The following is a 17,053-nucleotide window of genomic DNA, read 5'->3' on the forward strand; positions in this document are numbered from 1 at the left end:
CACACGCATTTATCTCGAATTAATCGAAAACTTTAAGCACCCCTTCAGTCGTCGCGGTCATTCTCGACCCATCGGACAGCAGCCGATCAACAGCGACAGGGACGCGAAAGACAATGGCTCGCATCGACTTCCAGAACTACGACGACATCTCGGCCAGCGGCGCGGTGTTCGTCGACGCCGACATCCTCTTCGACCTCGGCATGCGCGCGGCCTGCGGCCATGACGGCGCGGTCGATTTCGTCGCCGCCCACATGTATTTCAACCTCGCCGATCGCAAGGGATCGGACGCGGCCGCCTATCACCGGCAGGACGTCGCCAGCCAGATGTCGAAGGCCGAGGTCGCCGCCGCGCTGCGCGCCGCGCGCCAGTGGATGACCCGTCACTGATCACACGCGACGCGTCTTCACGGCATCGGGCGCATCGTCGCCCCGCCTCTGACACAAGCGGCCGCCGTCAGGCCGTCCGGGGCCGGCCCACTTCCGTCAGCGCCTCGCCGAGCGCGGTCTCGAAGATCGCCAGATCCTCGTCGCGGCCGACGGTCACGCGGATCATCCGGTCGAGCGGCGCAACGCCCGGCATGCGGATGAACACGCCGCGCCGGATCACGGCCTCCAGAATCGCGCGGGCATAGGCCCCGTCGCCGCCGCAATCCATGGCGACGAAATTGGTCGCCGACGGCAGCGGGATCAGCCCGGCCGTCGTGGCGATCTCCGCCAGCCTGCCGCGAGCGGCCACGATCTTCTCCACCGTCCGGCGCAGATAGTCCTGGTCGCGCAGCGCCGCGAGCGCGCCGACCTGCGACACGCGCGAAATGCCGAAATGGTTGCGGACCTTCTCGAACTGCACGATCGTCCCGGCTTCGCCGATGGCATAGGCAACGCGCGCACCGGCAAGGCCATAGGCCTTGGAGAAGGTGCGGAAGCGCAGAAGATTGGGGCGCATGACGCCCATCGCCGGCAGGGCCGAGGCGGGGGCCATGTCGGCATAGGCCTCGTCGAGAACGAGGATCGTCTCCGCCGGCACGGCGTCGATCAGCCGCTCGATCTCCGCGGCCTCGTACCAGGAGCCGGTCGGATTGTCGGGATTGGAGACGTAGAGCAGCTTCGGCTTCAGTTCGCGGGTGCGGGCGATCAGCGCGTCGAGATCCTCGCGGTCGTCGCGATAGGGCACGAAGTCCAGCGCCGCGCCGTGGCCGACCACATGGTAGTTGAAGGTCGGATAGGCGCCGTGGGAGGTGACGACGCGGTCGCCGGGCTCGCAGGTGAGGCGCACCAGCAGGCCGAGCAGCCCGTCGATGCCTTCGCCCACCATGATGTTGTCCGGCGCGAGGCCGAGATGCGCCGCCAGCGCCTCCTTCAGGTGGTGATTGGCGGAATCGCCATAGCCCCAGCTGTCGGCGGCGGCCCGCGTCATCGCCTCGACGGCCTTCGGCGACGGGCCGAAGACGCTCTCATTGGCGCCGAGGCGCGCCTTGAAGCGCACGCCGGTCTGCCGCTCCAGCGCTTCCGGCCCGACGAAGGGCACCGAAGCGGGCAGCAATCGCACGAGATCGGTGAAGAGCGGCATGGGGAACTCCGGACGGGAATGGAAAGAGCCGTCGCAGCGCGGGGCGACGCGGCAGGCATGCGGCCCGGCGGCGATGGCCGGGCCGTGGGGTCAGGCCTTCGGCGCTTTGGCGTTGCCCGGCTCGATCGGCACGAGGCCCCTGGCGAAGCGCTGGGCGTTGCGGGCGTAATGCTCGGCCGACAGTTTCAGCCCGGCCTCGGCCTTTTCGTCCAGCGTGCGGGCGACCCGCGCCGGCGCGCCGACGATCAGCGAATTGTCGGGGAATTCCTTGCCCTCGGTCACCAGCGCATTGGCGCCGACGATGCAGTTGCGGCCGATCTTGGCGCCGTTGAGCACCGTCGCGCCCATGCCGATCAGCGAATTGTCGCCGATGGTGCAGCCATGGACGATGGCGGCGTGGCCGAGGGTGCAGCCGGCGCCGATGGTCAGCGGAAAGCCGGCATCGCTGTGCAGGGTGCAATTGTCCTGGATGTTGGTGTCGTCGCCGATGGTCATCCATTCGTTGTCGCCGCGCAGCACGGCGCCGAACCAGATGCCGACATTGCGGCCGAGCCGCACCCGGCCGATGACATGCGCCCCCGGCGCGACGAATACGCTGTTATCGTCCGGCAATTCCGGCCGGTCTTCGTCGAGCGCGTAAATGGGCATGGGCAACCTCCCGAGCTGATGCGCAGCGAAACTGCGTCAGCGGGGGGCGGGAATCAAGCGCGGCGGCGGCGCCTCATTCCGCCACCGCCTTGAGCATCGCCTTGGTCAGCGACTGGCGTACCGAATCGTAGTCGGCCCAGGGATCGGCTTCCTCGAGGCGGGCGGCGACCGCGTCGAGGGTGAAGCCATTGGCGGCGTCGAGTTCGGCCAGTTCGTCCCAGGTGACGGGCGTCGCCACCGGCGCGCCGGCGCGCGAGCGGGTGGAATAGGGGGCGATGGCCGTCGCGCCGCGTTCGTTGCGCAGCCAGTCGATGAAGATCTTGCCGGTGCGCTTGGCCTTGGACATGGTGGCGACGTACCGGTCCGGCTCCTCGCGCGCCTGCAGATGGGCAAAACCGCGGGCGAAGGCCTTCAGATCGTCCCAGCCCTGGCGGCGCTCCAGCGGCGCGATGACGTGGACGCCCTTGCCGCCGGTGACCATGGCGAAGGTCGTCAGGCCGAGATCGGCGAGGCTGTCGCGCAGGTCGAAGGCGGCCTGTTTCACGTCGCCGAAATCGAGGCCCTCGTCGGGATCGAGGTCGAAGACCAGCCGGTCGGGCTTTTCCAGCCTGTCGTTGTGGGCGCCCCAGATGTGGAATTCGAGGGTGTTCATCTGCACGGCGCCGACGAGGCCGGCGGCGCTGCCGACGGTGAGATAATCGGCCTTGCTGCCGTCCTTCTCGGTGACGGCGACGGTCTCGACCGCGTCGGGAAAGCCACCGCTGTCGTGTTTCTGGAAGAAGCAGCGCTTGTCGCCGCCCTGCGGGCAGCGGACCAGCGACAGCGGCCGGTTGCCGGCATGGGCCAGCATGCGGTCGGCGATCTTCTCGTAATAGAGTGCGAGGTCGCCCTTGGTGACGCCCTGGCCCTCGAAGACCACGCGCCCGGGATGGGTCAGCCGCACATCGGCCACCCGATCGGGCGCAGCGCCGGTGCCCTGCGGCGACGGGGTCGCCTTCGCGGCGGACTTGCCGCCCTTGCGCCCCGACGCCGGAGCGGATGTCGGTCGCTCGTCGGTCACGTCCCCGGCCTCCTTGTCCTCGCGCAGTCCCTTGAAGACGCCGTGGCGGATGGAGCCGTCGGCGGTGATCTCGGCGAACTCGATCTCGGCCACCAGAGTGGGCGTGACGAAGCGGGCGGCGCGCTTCACATCGGAGGCGAGTTCGGCGAAGGGCGAGGTCTTGCGCGCCAGATCGGCGAAGCGGGCCTTCAGATCGGCCATGGCCTCCTCGTCGAAGCCCGACCCGACACGGCCGCGATAGACCAGCGTGTCACCGTCCATCACGCCGAGCAGGATCGAGGAGAACGGCCGGCTCTTCTTGTCCGACGGTTTCCAGCCGCCGATGACGAATTCCTGCCGGCGGGTGCATTTCACCTTCAGCCAGTTGCGCGAGCGGCCGCTGCGATAGGGCGCATCGGCGCGCTTGGCGATGATGCCTTCATGGCCGGAGGCGCAGACCTTCTTGAAGACGGATTCGCCGCTGCCGGTGATGTGATCGCTGTAGAGCAGCGTCTGGGTCTCGTGCCCGTCGAGGAGATCGCGCAGCGCCGCCTTGCGGTCGGTGAGCGGCTCATCGCGCAGATCCTCGCCATTAAGATGCAGGAGGTCGAAACAGAAGCAGGAGAGGGGGCCGCCCTCCGACAGATGCTTCTGGAGGGTGGAGAAATCGGTGCCGCCATCGGCGTCGAAAGCGACCACCTCGCCGTCGATCAGCGCGCTGCGACAGTTCAGCGTCGCGGCGGCCTCGGCGATGCCGGTGAAGCGCTCGGTCCAGTCCTGCTCGTTGCGGGTCCAGCAGCTGACCTTGCCGTCGCCGATGGCGATCAGCACGCGGTAGCCGTCATATTTCATCTCGTGGACCCAGTCGCGCCCGGCCGGTGCCGTATCGACGAGGGTGGCGAGCTGCGGCGGGGAAAAGGCCGGCATGGGCAGCGGCTTGGCCGCCTTGCCCTTGGCGGGCTTGGCCGACGGCTTCTTGTCCTTCGCGGCGGTCTTCGTCTCGGTCGAGGACGCCTTGCTCTTCTTGCCGCCCGGTTCCTCGCTCGCGTCGTCGGCCGTGCGGTCGGTGTCCCAGACGTCGTCGCCCTTGGCGATGGCGGCCATGCTGCGCCCGGTCTTCACGCTCTTGTCGGCCTTCAGGAGATTGCGCCGACGATCGACCGCCTCGTCCTTCTCCTTGATCAGCAGCCAGTTCTCGCGCTTCTCGCCGTTCCGCGGCTTCATCCGCACGAGCGCCCAGTTGCCGCGCATGCGCTCGCCCTCGAGATGCATCTTGAGGCTGCCCTTGGCGAAGCCCTTGTCGGGATCCTCCAGCGGCTCCCAGGTTCCCTGGTCCCAGAGCATCACCGTGCCGCCGCCATATTCGCCCTTGGGGATCGTGCCCTCGAAGGTGCCGTAGTCCATCGGATGGTCTTCGGTGCGGACCGCGAGGCGCTTGTCGGCGGGGTCGAGGCTGGGCCCCTTGGTGACCGCCCAGCTCTTCAGGACGCCTTCCCACTCGATGCGGAAATCGTAGTGAAGGCGCGTCGCGTCATGCTTCTGGACGCAGAAGAACAGGCCGTCGCCGGCGATCTTCTCCGCCTCCGAGCCGCTGGGCTCGCGCGTCTTGGCGAAGTCGCGCTTCTGCCGGTAGGTTTCGAGCAGGGCGTCGCTCTTTGCTGCCATGACCGCGACCCGTCAGGCGCTCTTGCGCCGGCTGGTGGTGGCCTTCGCAGCCGAGCCGGACTTGGTCGATTTGCTGCCGCTCGCCTTGGTGCTGCGCGACTTCGGCGTGGTCTTGGCCTTGCTGCCCCGTGCGGACGACGCGCCGGACTTGGCCCCGCTCTTCTTCTCGCCGCTGTCGCCGCCGCCGCTTTCGAGGCTCTTCTTCAGGGTCGCCATCAGGTCGACGACATTGCTGCCCTTGCTGGCCGGTGCCGGTTCGTCGTCCTCGACGGTGACGCGGGCCTTGCCGCCCTTCTTGCGCTTCTCGGCAATCAGCGCCTTGAGGGCCGCGGTGTAGTGGTTCTTGAAGTTCGAGGCGTCGAAGGGGGCGGTCTTCTTCTCGATGAGCTGGGTCGCGACGTCGAGGAGATCGCCGTCGGTCTCCGCGTCGGAGATGTCGGAGAAGATGGTATCGGACTTGCGGATCTCGTCCTCGTAATGAAGCGTCTCCAGCAGCAGGCCGGTGCCGCAGGGGCGCAGCGCCACGAGATATTCCTTGCCGCGCAGCGACAACTGGCCGAGCCCGGTCTTCTTGGCCTGGCGCAAGGCGTCGCGCACGACGCGGAAGGCGTCCTCGGCCAGCTCGTCCTGGGGCACGACATAATAGGGCTTGTCGAAATAGAGCGGCGGGATCGAGCAGGTGTCGACGAACTGGACGAGCTCCAGCGTCTTCTTGGTCTCGATCTTGACGTCCTCGATCTCCTCGTCGGTGAGCAGCACGTAGTCGTCCTTGCCGACCTCGTAGCCCTTGACGATCTCGTCCTTGTCGACCGGGCCGATGCCTTCCACCACCTTGTCGTAATGGATGCGCTTGCCGCTCTCGCGATGGATCTGGCGGAAGCTGATCGAGGCACCGGATTGGGTGGCCGAGAACATTTCGACCGGGATTGAGACGAGGGAAAGCCGGATCTGGCCTTTCCAGATGGGACGAGGCGCCATTCACATACTCCAGACAAGACAGACTGCCGCGCCGGTAGAACGGACGCGGGCGGCGACTCGTTCCCGTTGAGTCACCCCGTCGCCCTGCGCGCGTTGGCGGCCGGCGAAAAGTGGTTGATGGCTAAGGGCTGTGCCGCCGCAACCTTGCGTATCGGCCGGCACTCGGGCAGCACGTTCTGCGAACGCCATCCTCGCCCTGCAACCGAACTGACCGCGCCAAGCCCTTGATCCGGATTCTCCATACCGCCGACTGGCAGGTCGGAAAGCCCTTCGGCCAGTTCGAGCCGGACCGCCGCGGCGAACTGCGGGCCGAGCGTTTCGCCGTGGTCGCGCGGATCGCCGCGCTGGCGCAGGCGCGCGGCTGCGACGCGGTGCTGGTGGCGGGCGACGCCTTCGACGACAACACGGTGTCCGATCGCGATCTGCACCGGACGCTGGAGGCGATGGCGGGCTTTTCCGGCCCATGGATCATGCTGCCGGGCAATCACGACGCCGCCTTGAGCGAATCCGTCTGGACGCGGCTGCGCCGGCGCAGCGGCCAGGCCGCGGTGGCCATCGCCGACCGGCCGGAGCCGATCGATCTGAAGGACGGCGCGGCGGTGATCCTGCCGGCGCCGCTGACCCGCCGCCACGAGGGCGCCGATCTGACGGCCTGGTTCGACCACGCCGAGACGCCCGCCGGCGCCGTGCGCATCGGGCTGGCCCATGGCTCGGTCGCCAACCGGCTGCCGGCCAAGGCCGAATCCGGCAATCCGATCGCCGACGACCGCACCGAGCGGGCGCGGCTCGACTATCTGGCGCTCGGCGACTGGCACGGCTTCGTCGAGATCGCACCGCGCACGGTCTATGCCGGCACGCCCGAGCCGGACCGCTATCCGGCCAACGAGCCCGGCCATGTGGCGATCGTCGAGATCGACGCGCCAGGCGCGGCGCCGCGCATCGAGCGGGTACGCACCGCCCGTTTCGACTGGCGCGCGATGGAACTCAGGCTCGACGGCGCCATCGACGGTCTCGACGCGGCCCTGGCGGAACTGACCCGTCCCGGCGAGACGCTGCTCGACCTGACCCTGACCGGCAGCCTGCCGCTGCGCGAACGGGTGCGGCTGGACGCGGCGCTGGGCGAGTGGTCGGCGCGGCTCTTCGATCTGCGGCTGCGCGACGCCGGGCTGATCGACGAGCCGGACGCGGAGGATCTCGACCTGATCGATGTCGGCGGCTTCGTGCGCGTGGCCATCGACCGGCTGCGCGAACGGGCAGCCGATCCGCAGGACCCGGAGCGCGCCGCCGCGCAGCTGGCATTGCGCATGGCCTATGTCGAGCACCGCCGGCTCTTAGGCACCGCGGCCGACGGCTCCGGCACGGCAAAGGGCTGAGCCATGTATCTGAAGTCGCTTCGCCTCACCGATTTCGCCGGTATCCGCTCGGCCGAACTGCCGCTGATCGAGCCGGGCCTCAATGTCATCGTCGGCGACAACGAGGCCGGCAAGTCGACGCTCTTGACCGCGCTGCGCGCCGCCTTCTTCCAGAAGCACCGGGCCGGCGGCGAGGCGGTGAAGGCGCTCGGACCCTATGACCGGCAGGCGCGGCCCGAGGTCGAGGTCGGTTTCGAGATCGACGGGACGAGCTACACGCTGACCAAGGCCTTCCTGCAGCGGCCGGCGGCCGAGCTCGTCTGGGCCGGCGGCAAGCTGTCGGGCGACGCGGTGGAGGAGCATCTCGCCGAGTTGTTCCGCTTCACCCATCCGGGCGCGGGCGAGCCCAAGCTCGACAAGCACCAGGGCGCCTTCGGCCTGTTGTGGGTGGAGCAGGGGCGCTCGACCGGCGGCCTCGATGTCGGTGTCGGCCGCGACGCGGTGACGGCTTCGCTGGAGGGCGAGGTCGGGCAGATTCTCGGCGGCGAGCGCGGGCGCAGCCTGATCGCCAGCGCCAAGGCGCTGCAGGACCGCTTCTTTACCGAGACGCTTAAGGTCGCCCGCTCGTCGCCCGTGCGCGAGACGGAAGAGCGTCTCTCTGAGCTGCGCGACGAGCTGTCCGCCAAGACGGCGCTCTGGCGCGACTTCCAGGACCGGCTCGACCGTCTGGAGGAGCGCCGGCGCAAGCTGCGCGCCTATGAGCGCGACGCCGCTCTGCCGAAAGCCGAGCAGGCGCTGGAAGCGGCGGAAGCGGCGGCGGTCCGCGCGGAGAATCTCGACCGGGAATGCGGCGAGGCCGAGCGCGACGTGCAGCATGCGCTGGCGCGGCGCGACGCGGCGGCCGAGCGCCTGTCCCAGCGCGACAAGCTGATGGCGACGGTTGCCGAGGCGGCGCGGGTGGCCGGGGAGAGTGCGGCCACGCTCGACGAGTTGCGGGCGGCCGGCATCGAGGAGCGGGCCGGACTGGAGCGGGCGGAAGCGGCGCGCGAGGCCGCGCGGCTGGCCGCGGAACAGGCCGACGCCGCCGACGAGGCCCAGCGTTCGCGCGCCGAGGTGAAGCGCCTGACCGATGAGATCGCCGCGCTGGAGCGCCGCCTGAAGGAAGGCCGGACGCTGGATGCGCGCCTCGCCGAGCTGCGCCGGCCCGACGGCGCGCCGGCGATCGACGCGGCTGCGATCAAGGCGCTCGATGCGGCCGACCAGCGGGTGCGCGACGCCGCGGTCCGCCTTTCGGTGGCCGCGCCGACCATCCGGTTCGAGCCCGACGGCGACGCCGGCGTCACCGACCCGGCCGGGCAGGCCGTGGCGCCCGGCGCTGCCGTCCGGGTGACGGTCCCCACCGGCTTCACGCTCGACGGCTTCGGCCGGATCGTGGTGGAGCCCGGCGGTGACGCGGAAACCCTCCGCCATGACAGCGAAGCGGCGGCAACCGAGCGCGCGGCGCTCTTGAAACGCTTCGGCGTCGAATCGACCGACGCGGCGCGCGCCCGCGCCAGAGTCGCCGAAGACCGCCGGATCGAAGCGGCTGCACTGGCCAAGCAGCTGGCGGCGCTGCTGCCCGAGGGCGTGACGGCCACGGTGTCGACGCTGGAGGAGTTGCGGGCTGACCTTGCCCGGCGCGCAGCCCTCTCGCCGGAGGCCGCGGGAGATGCCGCCGAGCCGATTGCGGCCGATGGCGAGCGCATCCGGCAGATCCGCCAGGAAGCGCGGCGGCGCCTCGATGCAGCCGGCGCCGAGCTGGAGCAGGTGCGCCGGGCCGCGTCCGGCAGTCTTGCCAGGATTGCCGCGGCAGAGTCGGAAGCCGGTTTCCGGCAGGCCGAGGCCGATCGCCTGCGCCGCGAACTCGCCGAGGCCGAAGCCGTGCGGCCGCGCACGGCACTGGCCGAGGATCTGGCGGCCGCGGAGCTGGAGCGTTCGGCCAAGGCCGCCGTTGCGGCGATGCGCCAGCGCGAACGCGACAATGCCGATCCGGAGACGGTGCGCCTGACCCTGACGACGCGCAGGAAGGCGCTCGAATCGATCCGCCGCGACATGGCGGCGCTGAAGGACGAAGCGCTCACGCTGGAAGGCGAGCTGCGGGCCCAGGGCGCCACCGGCCTCGGCGAGGAGATCGCCCGTCTCGAGGGCGAGATCGGCACGCTGGAGACGCGGCTCTCGCGCCTCAGGCTCGAAGCCGACGCTTCGCGTCTGCTGCACACCACGCTGATCGGCGCCCAGCGCGAGGCGCGCGAACACTGGCTGGGGCCGATCAAGACCCAGGTCGCGCCGTATCTGAAGCTGATTCATCCCGGCACCGAGATCGAACTCGACGACACCACGCTGGAAATCCGCAGCCTGCACCGGGCCGGCGTCGCGGAGGATTTCCGCCGCCTGTCGGCGGGCGCGCGGGAACAGGTGGCGGTCGTCACCCGCATCGCGCTGGCCCATGTCCTGAAGAAGGGCGGGCATCCGGCCGCGGTGATCCTCGACGATGCGCTGGTCAATACGGACGAGAAGCGCCTGGAACGGATGCATCTCGTCCTGCAGAAGGCGGCGGAAGATCTGCAGATCATCGTCCTGACCTGCCGCGAGCGGGACTTCCGCGATCTCGGGGCGCCGATCTTCCGACTCTGACCCGCCGGACGGCCGTTTCGGGGCGGGAATCACCCGCGCCGCATTTCGGGCCGCGAAGGGGCAAATGCCGTTTGGAGGGCCTGTTCCGCGCGGTCCGGGACCCGGCAAGGCCCCGGGCGAAGGCCGTCAGAGGTGGCCGCAAACCCCTGCAAACCGGCGATTCTTAACAAGTGGTGAATGAAAAAGTGGCATCCCCGCAACAGGGGTGTGTCCAAAGCACCCCAGAAGCCCCAATGTGGCATTTAGGCGATTGCATCCAGAACGCTGGTGGATATTGTCGCCACAGAGAGATCGAGGGGGCATTCGCTTCGGACTTTCGCACAGGGGATGGGGCAGGGAAGGCTGTCCTTCGTATAAGGCCCAACCCTAACCTATAAAAAATGACTGGAGGTCAGGACATGAACATTAAGAGCCTTCTTCTCGGCTCCGCTGCGGCTCTCGTCGCAGTCTCCGGCGCCCGCGCTGCGGACGTCATTATGCCGGTTGCTCCGGAGCCGGTCGACTACGTTCGCGTTTGCGACGTTTACGGCACGGGCTTCTACTACATCCCGGGCACCGAGACCTGCCTGTCGATCAACGGCTACGTACGCTTCCAGTACAACGTCGCTGGCGGCATCGAGGACGACTTCGGCAACGACTACCTCACGAACCTCGAAGGCGACAACTACCAGGCCGGCTCCGCCGTCCGCGTCCGCCTGAACTTCGACGCTCGTGAAGAGACCGAGCTCGGCACCCTGCGCGCCTTCGCTCGCGTCCAGGCTCAGAACGCCTTCGGCGCCTACAGCAACGACGCCAACTACCGCATGGACATGGGCTTCATCCAGCTCGGTGGCCTGACCATGGGTTACCTGGACAGCCTCTGGACCGAAGGCGACGGCCTGCTGACGGACACGGACCTGCCGGTCGGTGACTACCAGACCAACCGCGTCTCCTACACCTACGCTGCAAACGGCTTTACCGCCGCTCTGTCGCTCGAAGACGATGGCACGGGCGACTTTGCTCCGGACGTCGTTGGTCGCCTGGCCTATGCCGGTGGCTGGGGCTCGATCTACCTCGCCGGTTCGTACGACGAGGAAGTCGACTTCGCTACGGGCCTGATCAACCGTGCGTCCTTCGCACCGTTCGTCGTCGGCTTCGATCCGCGCGAAGACGATGGTGCTTTCGCTCTGAAGGCCGGTCTGTCCCTCACGGACCTGATCGCTGCCGACTCCGAGCTGAAGATCGAGGGTTCCTACGCCTTCGACCCGTCGAGCTACTCCACGATCGGCCTGTTCTCGAATGCCGCTACGCTCGGCACGCAGATCGACCTGTTCACCGGTACCCTGCCGGTCGAGTGGCAGATCGGTGCTGGTTACGCTCAGCAGTTCGGCAAGCTCGGCATCGCCGTGTCCGGCGTCTACGGTGAGACCTTCGACACCTACGGCTTCACCACTGCCACCGCCTTCACGAACCGTGGCAACGGCGACTACTACAAGCTGGTCGGTAACGTCGGCTACGAGATCACCAACAACTTCGACATGCTGGCTGAGATCTCCTACGCCAACCTCGACTTCAACGGCGACAACGGCTTCGCTGACAACTCGATCGACCAGACGGCGGGCTTCCTCCGCTTCGTCCGCTCCTTCTAATAGAGCAGACATATCGTCTAGAGAGCCCGGCGTTCGCGCCGGGCTCTTTTTGTTTGTGGCCGTGACTGTCACCGCAAGACGTCCGTCCGGCGGATCGACGGTCCTGCCGACCGGCGGTTGCCGCGCTGCACACTCCCACTAGCTAGTCCCGCATCTTCATCGACTGCGGAGCCGGCCAGATGACGTCCTTCCTTGGCAAGTTGATCGTGCTTGCCGCCACGACCGCAGGTCTCACCCGACTGTCCCGCCTTCTTCGCGGCGACAGCGGCCGGGCAGGGAGCCGAGGGCCCAGGGACGACAAGACCTCCCAAGCTGCTGAAACACCGGCCCCCGCGCGCATGGACGGGGCCGAGGCCGTCGACAATGCTGCGGCGAGGCCTGCTCCTGCTCCGCCCGAGACCGACTCGCAGGACGTTGCCGGTCAGGACGTGCCGTCCGCATCGAACGGAGGGGGCGCAGACTCCGCGAAGGCAGAGGTGGCGGCGAAGCCTGCCGCCGCGCCCAAGTCTGCGGCACCGGTCCCGCCGGAAGACCCGCTCGCCGTCAAGCACCGGGCCGCACCCTTCGACCGCAATTTCCGCTCGGTGGACTACACCCGATTGTCGCGGGACCGGGCGACGATCGCTGAGGATCGCGCGCGTCAGCGGCGCATGCATTCGACCTGGAGCCCGCCGCCGCCGGACCAGAGGCGACCGGCCGAACCCAGCCAGTCGGGTGTGTTCTCGAATTTCGGCGGCAGCGTCATTGCAGCGGAGGTGATCCGCGGTAGCGAGGCCGGGCGCGTTCCCGATCCCATGCCGCAGCTTCCCGGCGAACGGATCGCGTTCTCCGGGCCGCATCCCGACGCGCCGACGCCCGACCTCGCCGATCGTGAGGGCATACCGGCCGACCCGCTGGCGTTGAAGCACCGTTCCGCGCGCTTCGACCAGGATTTCCGGACGGTGGATTATGCCAATCTCGATGGCGGCGAGGCAGCGCCCGGGATGGTCGAGGACGACAGCGCCGTGCCGCCGGCCCTGACGCCGGTGCCTGCCGATGACGGGTCCTATGTCGCCGCGTTCCGCACGGCCGGAGGGCCGGCGCCGTTGCGCGGCGCGCCGGCGAGCGCGGACGTGGAGACGGATTTGGACGCCGACAGTTCAGCCAGTGCGGGCGGCGAGGATGCGGGCGTCGAGGCGCCGCCTGCTGCCGCAGCCGCCGATGCGCCGGTGATCGACACGGGAGAGGGGGCGCAGGCGCCGGACGATCTCACGCGGATCAAGGGGATCGGCCCGACGGTCGAGCGTCTCCTGTTCGAGCAGGGCATCTTCCGCTTCGACCAGATCGCGGCGTTCGGCGAGAGCGAGATCGCGGCGATCGAAGCGGCGATCGGCTTCAGCGGCCGGATCGGCCGGGAGGCCTGGGTCGAACAGGCCCGTGCCCTGTCACAGGGCAAGGCGGCCGGCTGAGGCCGGCGCGCCTGCTGCCACTTCCGGGCTTCAAGCGGCGGCGGTCAGCCGCCGCGGCCGAAGCGCAGGTCGCGCTCGATGTCGAAGCCGGCGCCGAGGCGCATCTTGTAGACCCCGTAATTTTCCATGATGCGCTGCACGTAGTTGCGGGTCTCGGTGTAGGGAATGCGCTCGACCCAGTCGACGACCTGGTCGAGCGGCTTGCCGCGCGGATCGCCGAACCGTTCGATCCATTCGCGGGCGCGCCGCGGGCCGGCATTGTAGGCCGCGAAGGTCAGCACGTAGGAGCCGCCGAAATCGGCGATCTGCTCGCCGAGGAAATGCGCGCCGAGGGTGGCGTTGTAGCCAGGATCGCTGGTCAGCCGGTCCGGCGAATAGCTGACACCCACCTTGCGGGCGACGCTCTTGGCGGTGTTCGGCATGAGCTGCAGGAGGCCAAGCGCGCCGGCCGATGAGCGGGCCTTCGGGTTGAAGGCGCTTTCCTGGCGCGCGATGGCATAGGCCAGCGCCTTGCCTGCCGCCGAGATGTTGGCGCTTGCCGGGATCACGCCGATGGGGAAGGCGAGGGCCGGGGCGTCGATGCCGCGCCAGTAGGCCAGCTTGCCGACCTGCAGCACCAGATGATGGTCGCCGCGCCGCTCCGCCATGACCGAGAGAAGCGCGAGTTCGCCCGGGCTCTCCAACTCGTCCGCAAGCGCGCGATAGAGGCTGTCGGCCCGCCAGTCGGAGCCGATCTCCTCCAGGCGCCGGATCGCCCGGACCGCCTCGCGCTGCTCGAAGCGGCGGCGCTCGGCGTCGCTCGGACGGGGGAAGCTGATCGCTTCGGGCTTGCGGCCGAGGCGCGCGGCCGCAAGCTGACCGTAATAGGTCGCCGGATAATGCGCGGCCTTGGCGTAATAGCTGGCCGCCGAGCCCGAGGCGCCGGCTTGCGCCGAACGGCCCAGCCAGTAATAGCCGCGCGACAGGGACAGCGGCATGCTGGAGATCTGGACGATCTGGGCGAAATGACGCTGCGCCGTCACCGGGTCGTTGAGGAAACGCAGGGCGATCCAGCCGGCGTGAAACTCGGCCTCGACCTGTTCCGAGGCGCTTTCGGCCAGATGCATGGCGGCGACGCGATAGGCAAGCTTCGGCTTGCCGAGATCGAGGAGATCGCGGGCGACGATGCGGCGCTCGTTCCACCAGGCGTCGGGATCGACCAGCGCATCGACGTCGCGCGGTGCGTCGATGAGGAGTTGCGCGGCTTCCTCGACCTTGTCGTGCTTGCGATTGTACTCGATCAGCGCGAGGCGGTAGCCCGGATCGGCGCGCTCGGCCTTGGGCACCGCCGACAACAGCTTGGCGGCGTTGCCCTCGTTGCGGATCACCGCGGCGCGCGCAGCGTAGAGTGCCTTGGCGCCGGCCATGCCGACGACGCGCCCGGCATCGGTCACGCGCTCGGCATAGAGCAGCATGTCCATGCGGCGCTTGTGGTCGGCCCGCGACAGAAGCGACTGGAAATTCGCCAGGAACTGGCGCTCGACATCCTTGTCGAGGCGTTCCTCGCGCCAGACCCGCGACACCAGCGCCTTGGCGCGGCCGGCATCGCCGGCGGCCAGATAGGCGCGGGCCAGCGCCATCGCGCCCTCGGGGCTTTCCGGCTTGCCGTTGCCGAAGGCGCGGATCACTTCGCCCGCCGGCAGCTGCTCGCGATAGAGCGCCTTCTCGCTGTTGATCCGCAGCGTCTTGGTGCCGGGCCAGCTGGCGAGCTCGGTGGCGGTGCGGGCGATCTCGGCGGCCGGCACGTCCTTGCCGCCGGTCAGGCCGATCGCCCAGGAGAGGATGTGGCGGTCGAGCGAGCCGGGCACCATGCCCTCGCGGATGGCACGGGCCTTCTGGGCATTGCGGTCGGAGAGCGCCTGCAGGCCGTCCTTCAACTCGCCGCGCATCGGCTGCACCGAACCGAGGCGCGGGGTCATCGCCGCGATCGAGGCGGTGAAGGCGCTGGCGCCGGCCGGGGTCGCCGCGGGGGCGGCCTGGGCGAGGGCCGGGTTCTGGCGTGCGGTGGTGACCGTTCGGCCAAAGCGCCACGGATCCATCGGGACCCCGGCCGCATGGACGGCGGGCCGCGACGTCGGCAACGGGCCGAGCAGGGGCAACACGGCCTCCTGGGCCAGTGTGGACGTGGCCGTCATGGCGGAGATCACCGCTGCAATCACGAGCCGCTGCGCAAGATTCTGTGCTGTCATGGCCAACCTTCTGGACGTCCGGACCGAGGCAGATGGACTGCCGGGTCCCGCCACTTCCGCTCGCAATCGCCGCTGCCTGTGACCGTCGCGATCGGGGCATGGCGGATTGCCGGAATGGTTTGCAAATCTCTCACGACCACGATTAAAGCGCCGTTACCGGCAACAGTCACGAGGCTTCGGGCGGGACGGCCTGCGGGCGCTGCTTGTTTCGCCCCGACCGCTTCAATATGGTGCCGCGATCCCGGACCGATTGCAGCTTCCGGCACGCCATCTTCGGGTGGTCCAGCGGGCGACGGTCGTCGGCCAGATGACATTCACGAGACGAAGCGCGTGCCGCCGTTCGATGACCGGCATGTGGGGAGAAAGAGAGAGCATGTTCAAGGGTTCGCTGCCGGCGTTGGTGACGCCGTTCGCCGAAGACGGATCGCTGGACGAGGCGACGTTCGCGGCCTTCGTCGAATGGCAGATCGGCGAGGGCTCGCACGGTCTGGTGCCCGTCGGCACGACGGGCGAGAGCCCGACACTGACCCATGGCGAGCACAAGCGCATCGTCGAGATCTGCATCGAGACGACGCGTGGCCGGGTGCCGGTTGTGGCGGGTGCCGGCTCGAACAACACGGTCGAGGCGATCGAACTCGCGCAGTTCGCCGAAAAGGCCGGCGCCGACGGGCTTCTGGTCGTCACGCCCTATTACAACAAGCCGAACCAGAAGGGCCTCTACGCCCATTACGCCGCCATCGCCCGGTCGGTGTCGCTGCCGATCATCATCTACAACATCCCCGGGCGCTCGGTCATCGACATGACGCCGGAGACGATGGGCCGGCTGGCGGCGGATTTCTCCAACATCATCGGCGTCAAGGACGCGACCAGCCGCGTCGAGCGCGTGTCGGAGCAGCGGATCACCTGCGGCCCCGACTTCCTGCAGTTGTCCGGCGAGGACGCCTCGGCGCTCGGCTTCAATGCCCATGGCGGCCAGGGCTGCATCTCGGTGACGGCGAATGTCGCGCCGAAGCTGGGGGCCGAATTCCAGTCGGCCTGCCTTGCGGGCGACTACGCCAAGGCCCTGGAGATCCAGGACAAGCTGATGCCGCTGCACAAGGCGCTGTTCATCGAGCCGAACCCGACCGGCGTGAAATACGCGCTGTCGAAGCTCGGCAAGCTGGGCAACCGCCTGCGCTCGCCGCTGGTGCCGATCGACGAATCCACCGAACGCACGATCGACGCGGCGCTGAAGCATGCCGGCCTGATCGGCTGATCGGCCGTCGCGCGACGGTCGAAACCATGCCGTCTCGCCCCTATATCATGGGGCGAGAGGAGCGCGGCTGGGCCGCGCGCGAGGTTTGAATGGCGAAGAAGAAGAAATCGGCAGGCTCGAACGTTGCGGCGGAGAACCGCAAGGCCCGCTTCAATTACGAGATCCTCGACACGCTTGAGGCCGGCCTCGTCCTGACCGGGACCGAGGTGAAGTCGCTGCGCGAGGGGCGGGCGTCGATCGCCGAGTCCTACGCCAGCGAAGAGGGCGGCGAGCTCTGGCTGATCAACTCCAACCTGCCGGAATATCTGCAGGCCAACCGCTTCAACCATGTGCCGAAGCGGCGGCGGAAGATCCTCGTGCATCGCACGCAGCTCAGCCGGCTGGCGAGCGCGATCCAGAAGGACGGCATGACGCTGGTGCCGCTGCGGATCTATTTCAACGATCGCGGCGTGGCCAAGCTGCAGCTGGCGCTGGCGCGCGGCAAGAACGCGCCCGACAAGCGGCAGACCATGAAGGAACGCGACTGGAACCGCCAGAAGCAGCGGATCCTGAAGGAAGCCTGAGCCAGGGAAG

12 protein-coding genes are annotated in these 17,053 nt (G+C 68.6%); 7 read left to right on the top strand and 5 right to left on the bottom strand.

Going from position 1 to position 17,053, the window contains the following annotated elements:
* Positions 1 to 113 precede the first annotated feature (113 nt).
* Positions 114 to 386, top strand: coding sequence for a hypothetical protein (locus J3367_RS03450; RefSeq protein WP_024348694.1), 273 nt, complete (start codon positions 114 to 116; stop codon positions 384 to 386).
* A gap of 67 nt (positions 387 to 453) precedes the next feature.
* Here J3367_RS03450 and J3367_RS03455 read toward each other — a convergent pair whose 3' ends face one another.
* From J3367_RS03455 to J3367_RS03470, 4 genes are all read right to left on the bottom strand, one after another.
* On the bottom strand, positions 454 to 1,566 hold the full coding sequence (locus J3367_RS03455; RefSeq protein WP_024348693.1) for a pyridoxal phosphate-dependent aminotransferase: 1,113 nt from the start codon (positions 1,564 to 1,566) through the stop codon (positions 454 to 456).
* A gap of 90 nt (positions 1,567 to 1,656) precedes the next feature.
* Entirely contained in the window at positions 1,657 to 2,214 is a 558-nt protein-coding gene (locus tag J3367_RS03460; RefSeq protein ID WP_024348692.1) for a gamma carbonic anhydrase family protein, read from the bottom strand.
* A gap of 73 nt (positions 2,215 to 2,287) precedes the next feature.
* Positions 2,288 to 4,918, bottom strand: a complete 2,631-nt coding sequence (ligD, locus tag J3367_RS03465; protein WP_024348691.1) for a DNA ligase D — start codon at positions 4,916 to 4,918, stop codon at positions 2,288 to 2,290.
* 12 nt (positions 4,919 to 4,930) lie between these two features.
* Positions 4,931 to 5,896: a Ku protein gene (locus J3367_RS03470; RefSeq protein ID WP_024348690.1), complete on the bottom strand. Its 966-nt coding sequence runs from the start codon at positions 5,894 to 5,896 to the stop codon at positions 4,931 to 4,933.
* Between the two features lie 224 nt (positions 5,897 to 6,120).
* Here J3367_RS03470 and J3367_RS03475 point away from each other — a divergent pair, with 224 nt between their 5' ends.
* From J3367_RS03475 to J3367_RS03490, 4 genes are all read left to right on the top strand, one after another.
* Positions 6,121 to 7,269: a metallophosphoesterase family protein gene (locus J3367_RS03475; protein WP_024348689.1), complete on the top strand. Its 1,149-nt coding sequence runs from the start codon at positions 6,121 to 6,123 to the stop codon at positions 7,267 to 7,269.
* 3 nt (positions 7,270 to 7,272) lie between these two features.
* On the top strand, positions 7,273 to 9,921 hold the full coding sequence (locus J3367_RS03480; protein ID WP_024348688.1) for an AAA family ATPase: 2,649 nt from the start codon (positions 7,273 to 7,275) through the stop codon (positions 9,919 to 9,921).
* 398 nt (positions 9,922 to 10,319) lie between these two features.
* Positions 10,320 to 11,549, top strand: a complete 1,230-nt coding sequence (locus J3367_RS03485) for a porin (RefSeq protein WP_024348687.1) — start codon at positions 10,320 to 10,322, stop codon at positions 11,547 to 11,549.
* A 476-nt stretch (positions 11,550 to 12,025) separates the two neighbouring features.
* On the top strand, positions 12,026 to 12,997 hold the full coding sequence (locus tag J3367_RS03490) for a hypothetical protein (RefSeq protein WP_060576968.1): 972 nt from the start codon (positions 12,026 to 12,028) through the stop codon (positions 12,995 to 12,997).
* A gap of 44 nt (positions 12,998 to 13,041) precedes the next feature.
* Here the strand turns inward: J3367_RS03490 and J3367_RS03495 are convergent, their stop codons facing one another.
* A complete protein-coding gene (locus tag J3367_RS03495) occupies positions 13,042 to 15,225 on the bottom strand; it encodes a lytic transglycosylase domain-containing protein (protein ID WP_024348685.1) in 2,184 nt (727 codons plus the stop codon).
* 373 nt (positions 15,226 to 15,598) lie between these two features.
* Here J3367_RS03495 and dapA point away from each other — a divergent pair, with 373 nt between their 5' ends.
* Positions 15,599 to 16,480 (top strand): 4-hydroxy-tetrahydrodipicolinate synthase, encoded by an 882-nt coding sequence (gene dapA, locus J3367_RS03500; RefSeq protein WP_009208945.1) that lies wholly within the window; start codon positions 15,599 to 15,601, stop codon positions 16,478 to 16,480.
* 89 nt (positions 16,481 to 16,569) lie between these two features.
* Complete coding sequence (smpB, locus tag J3367_RS03505; protein ID WP_009208946.1) at positions 16,570 to 17,043, top strand: SsrA-binding protein SmpB; 474 nt, start codon at positions 16,570 to 16,572, stop codon at positions 17,041 to 17,043.
* The last annotated feature ends 10 nt before the right edge of the window (positions 17,044 to 17,053 follow it).

The organism is Aurantimonas sp. NFXS3, assembly GCF_049132005.1.
Taxonomy (GTDB): Bacteria; Pseudomonadota; Alphaproteobacteria; order Rhizobiales; family Rhizobiaceae; genus Aurantimonas; species Aurantimonas coralicida.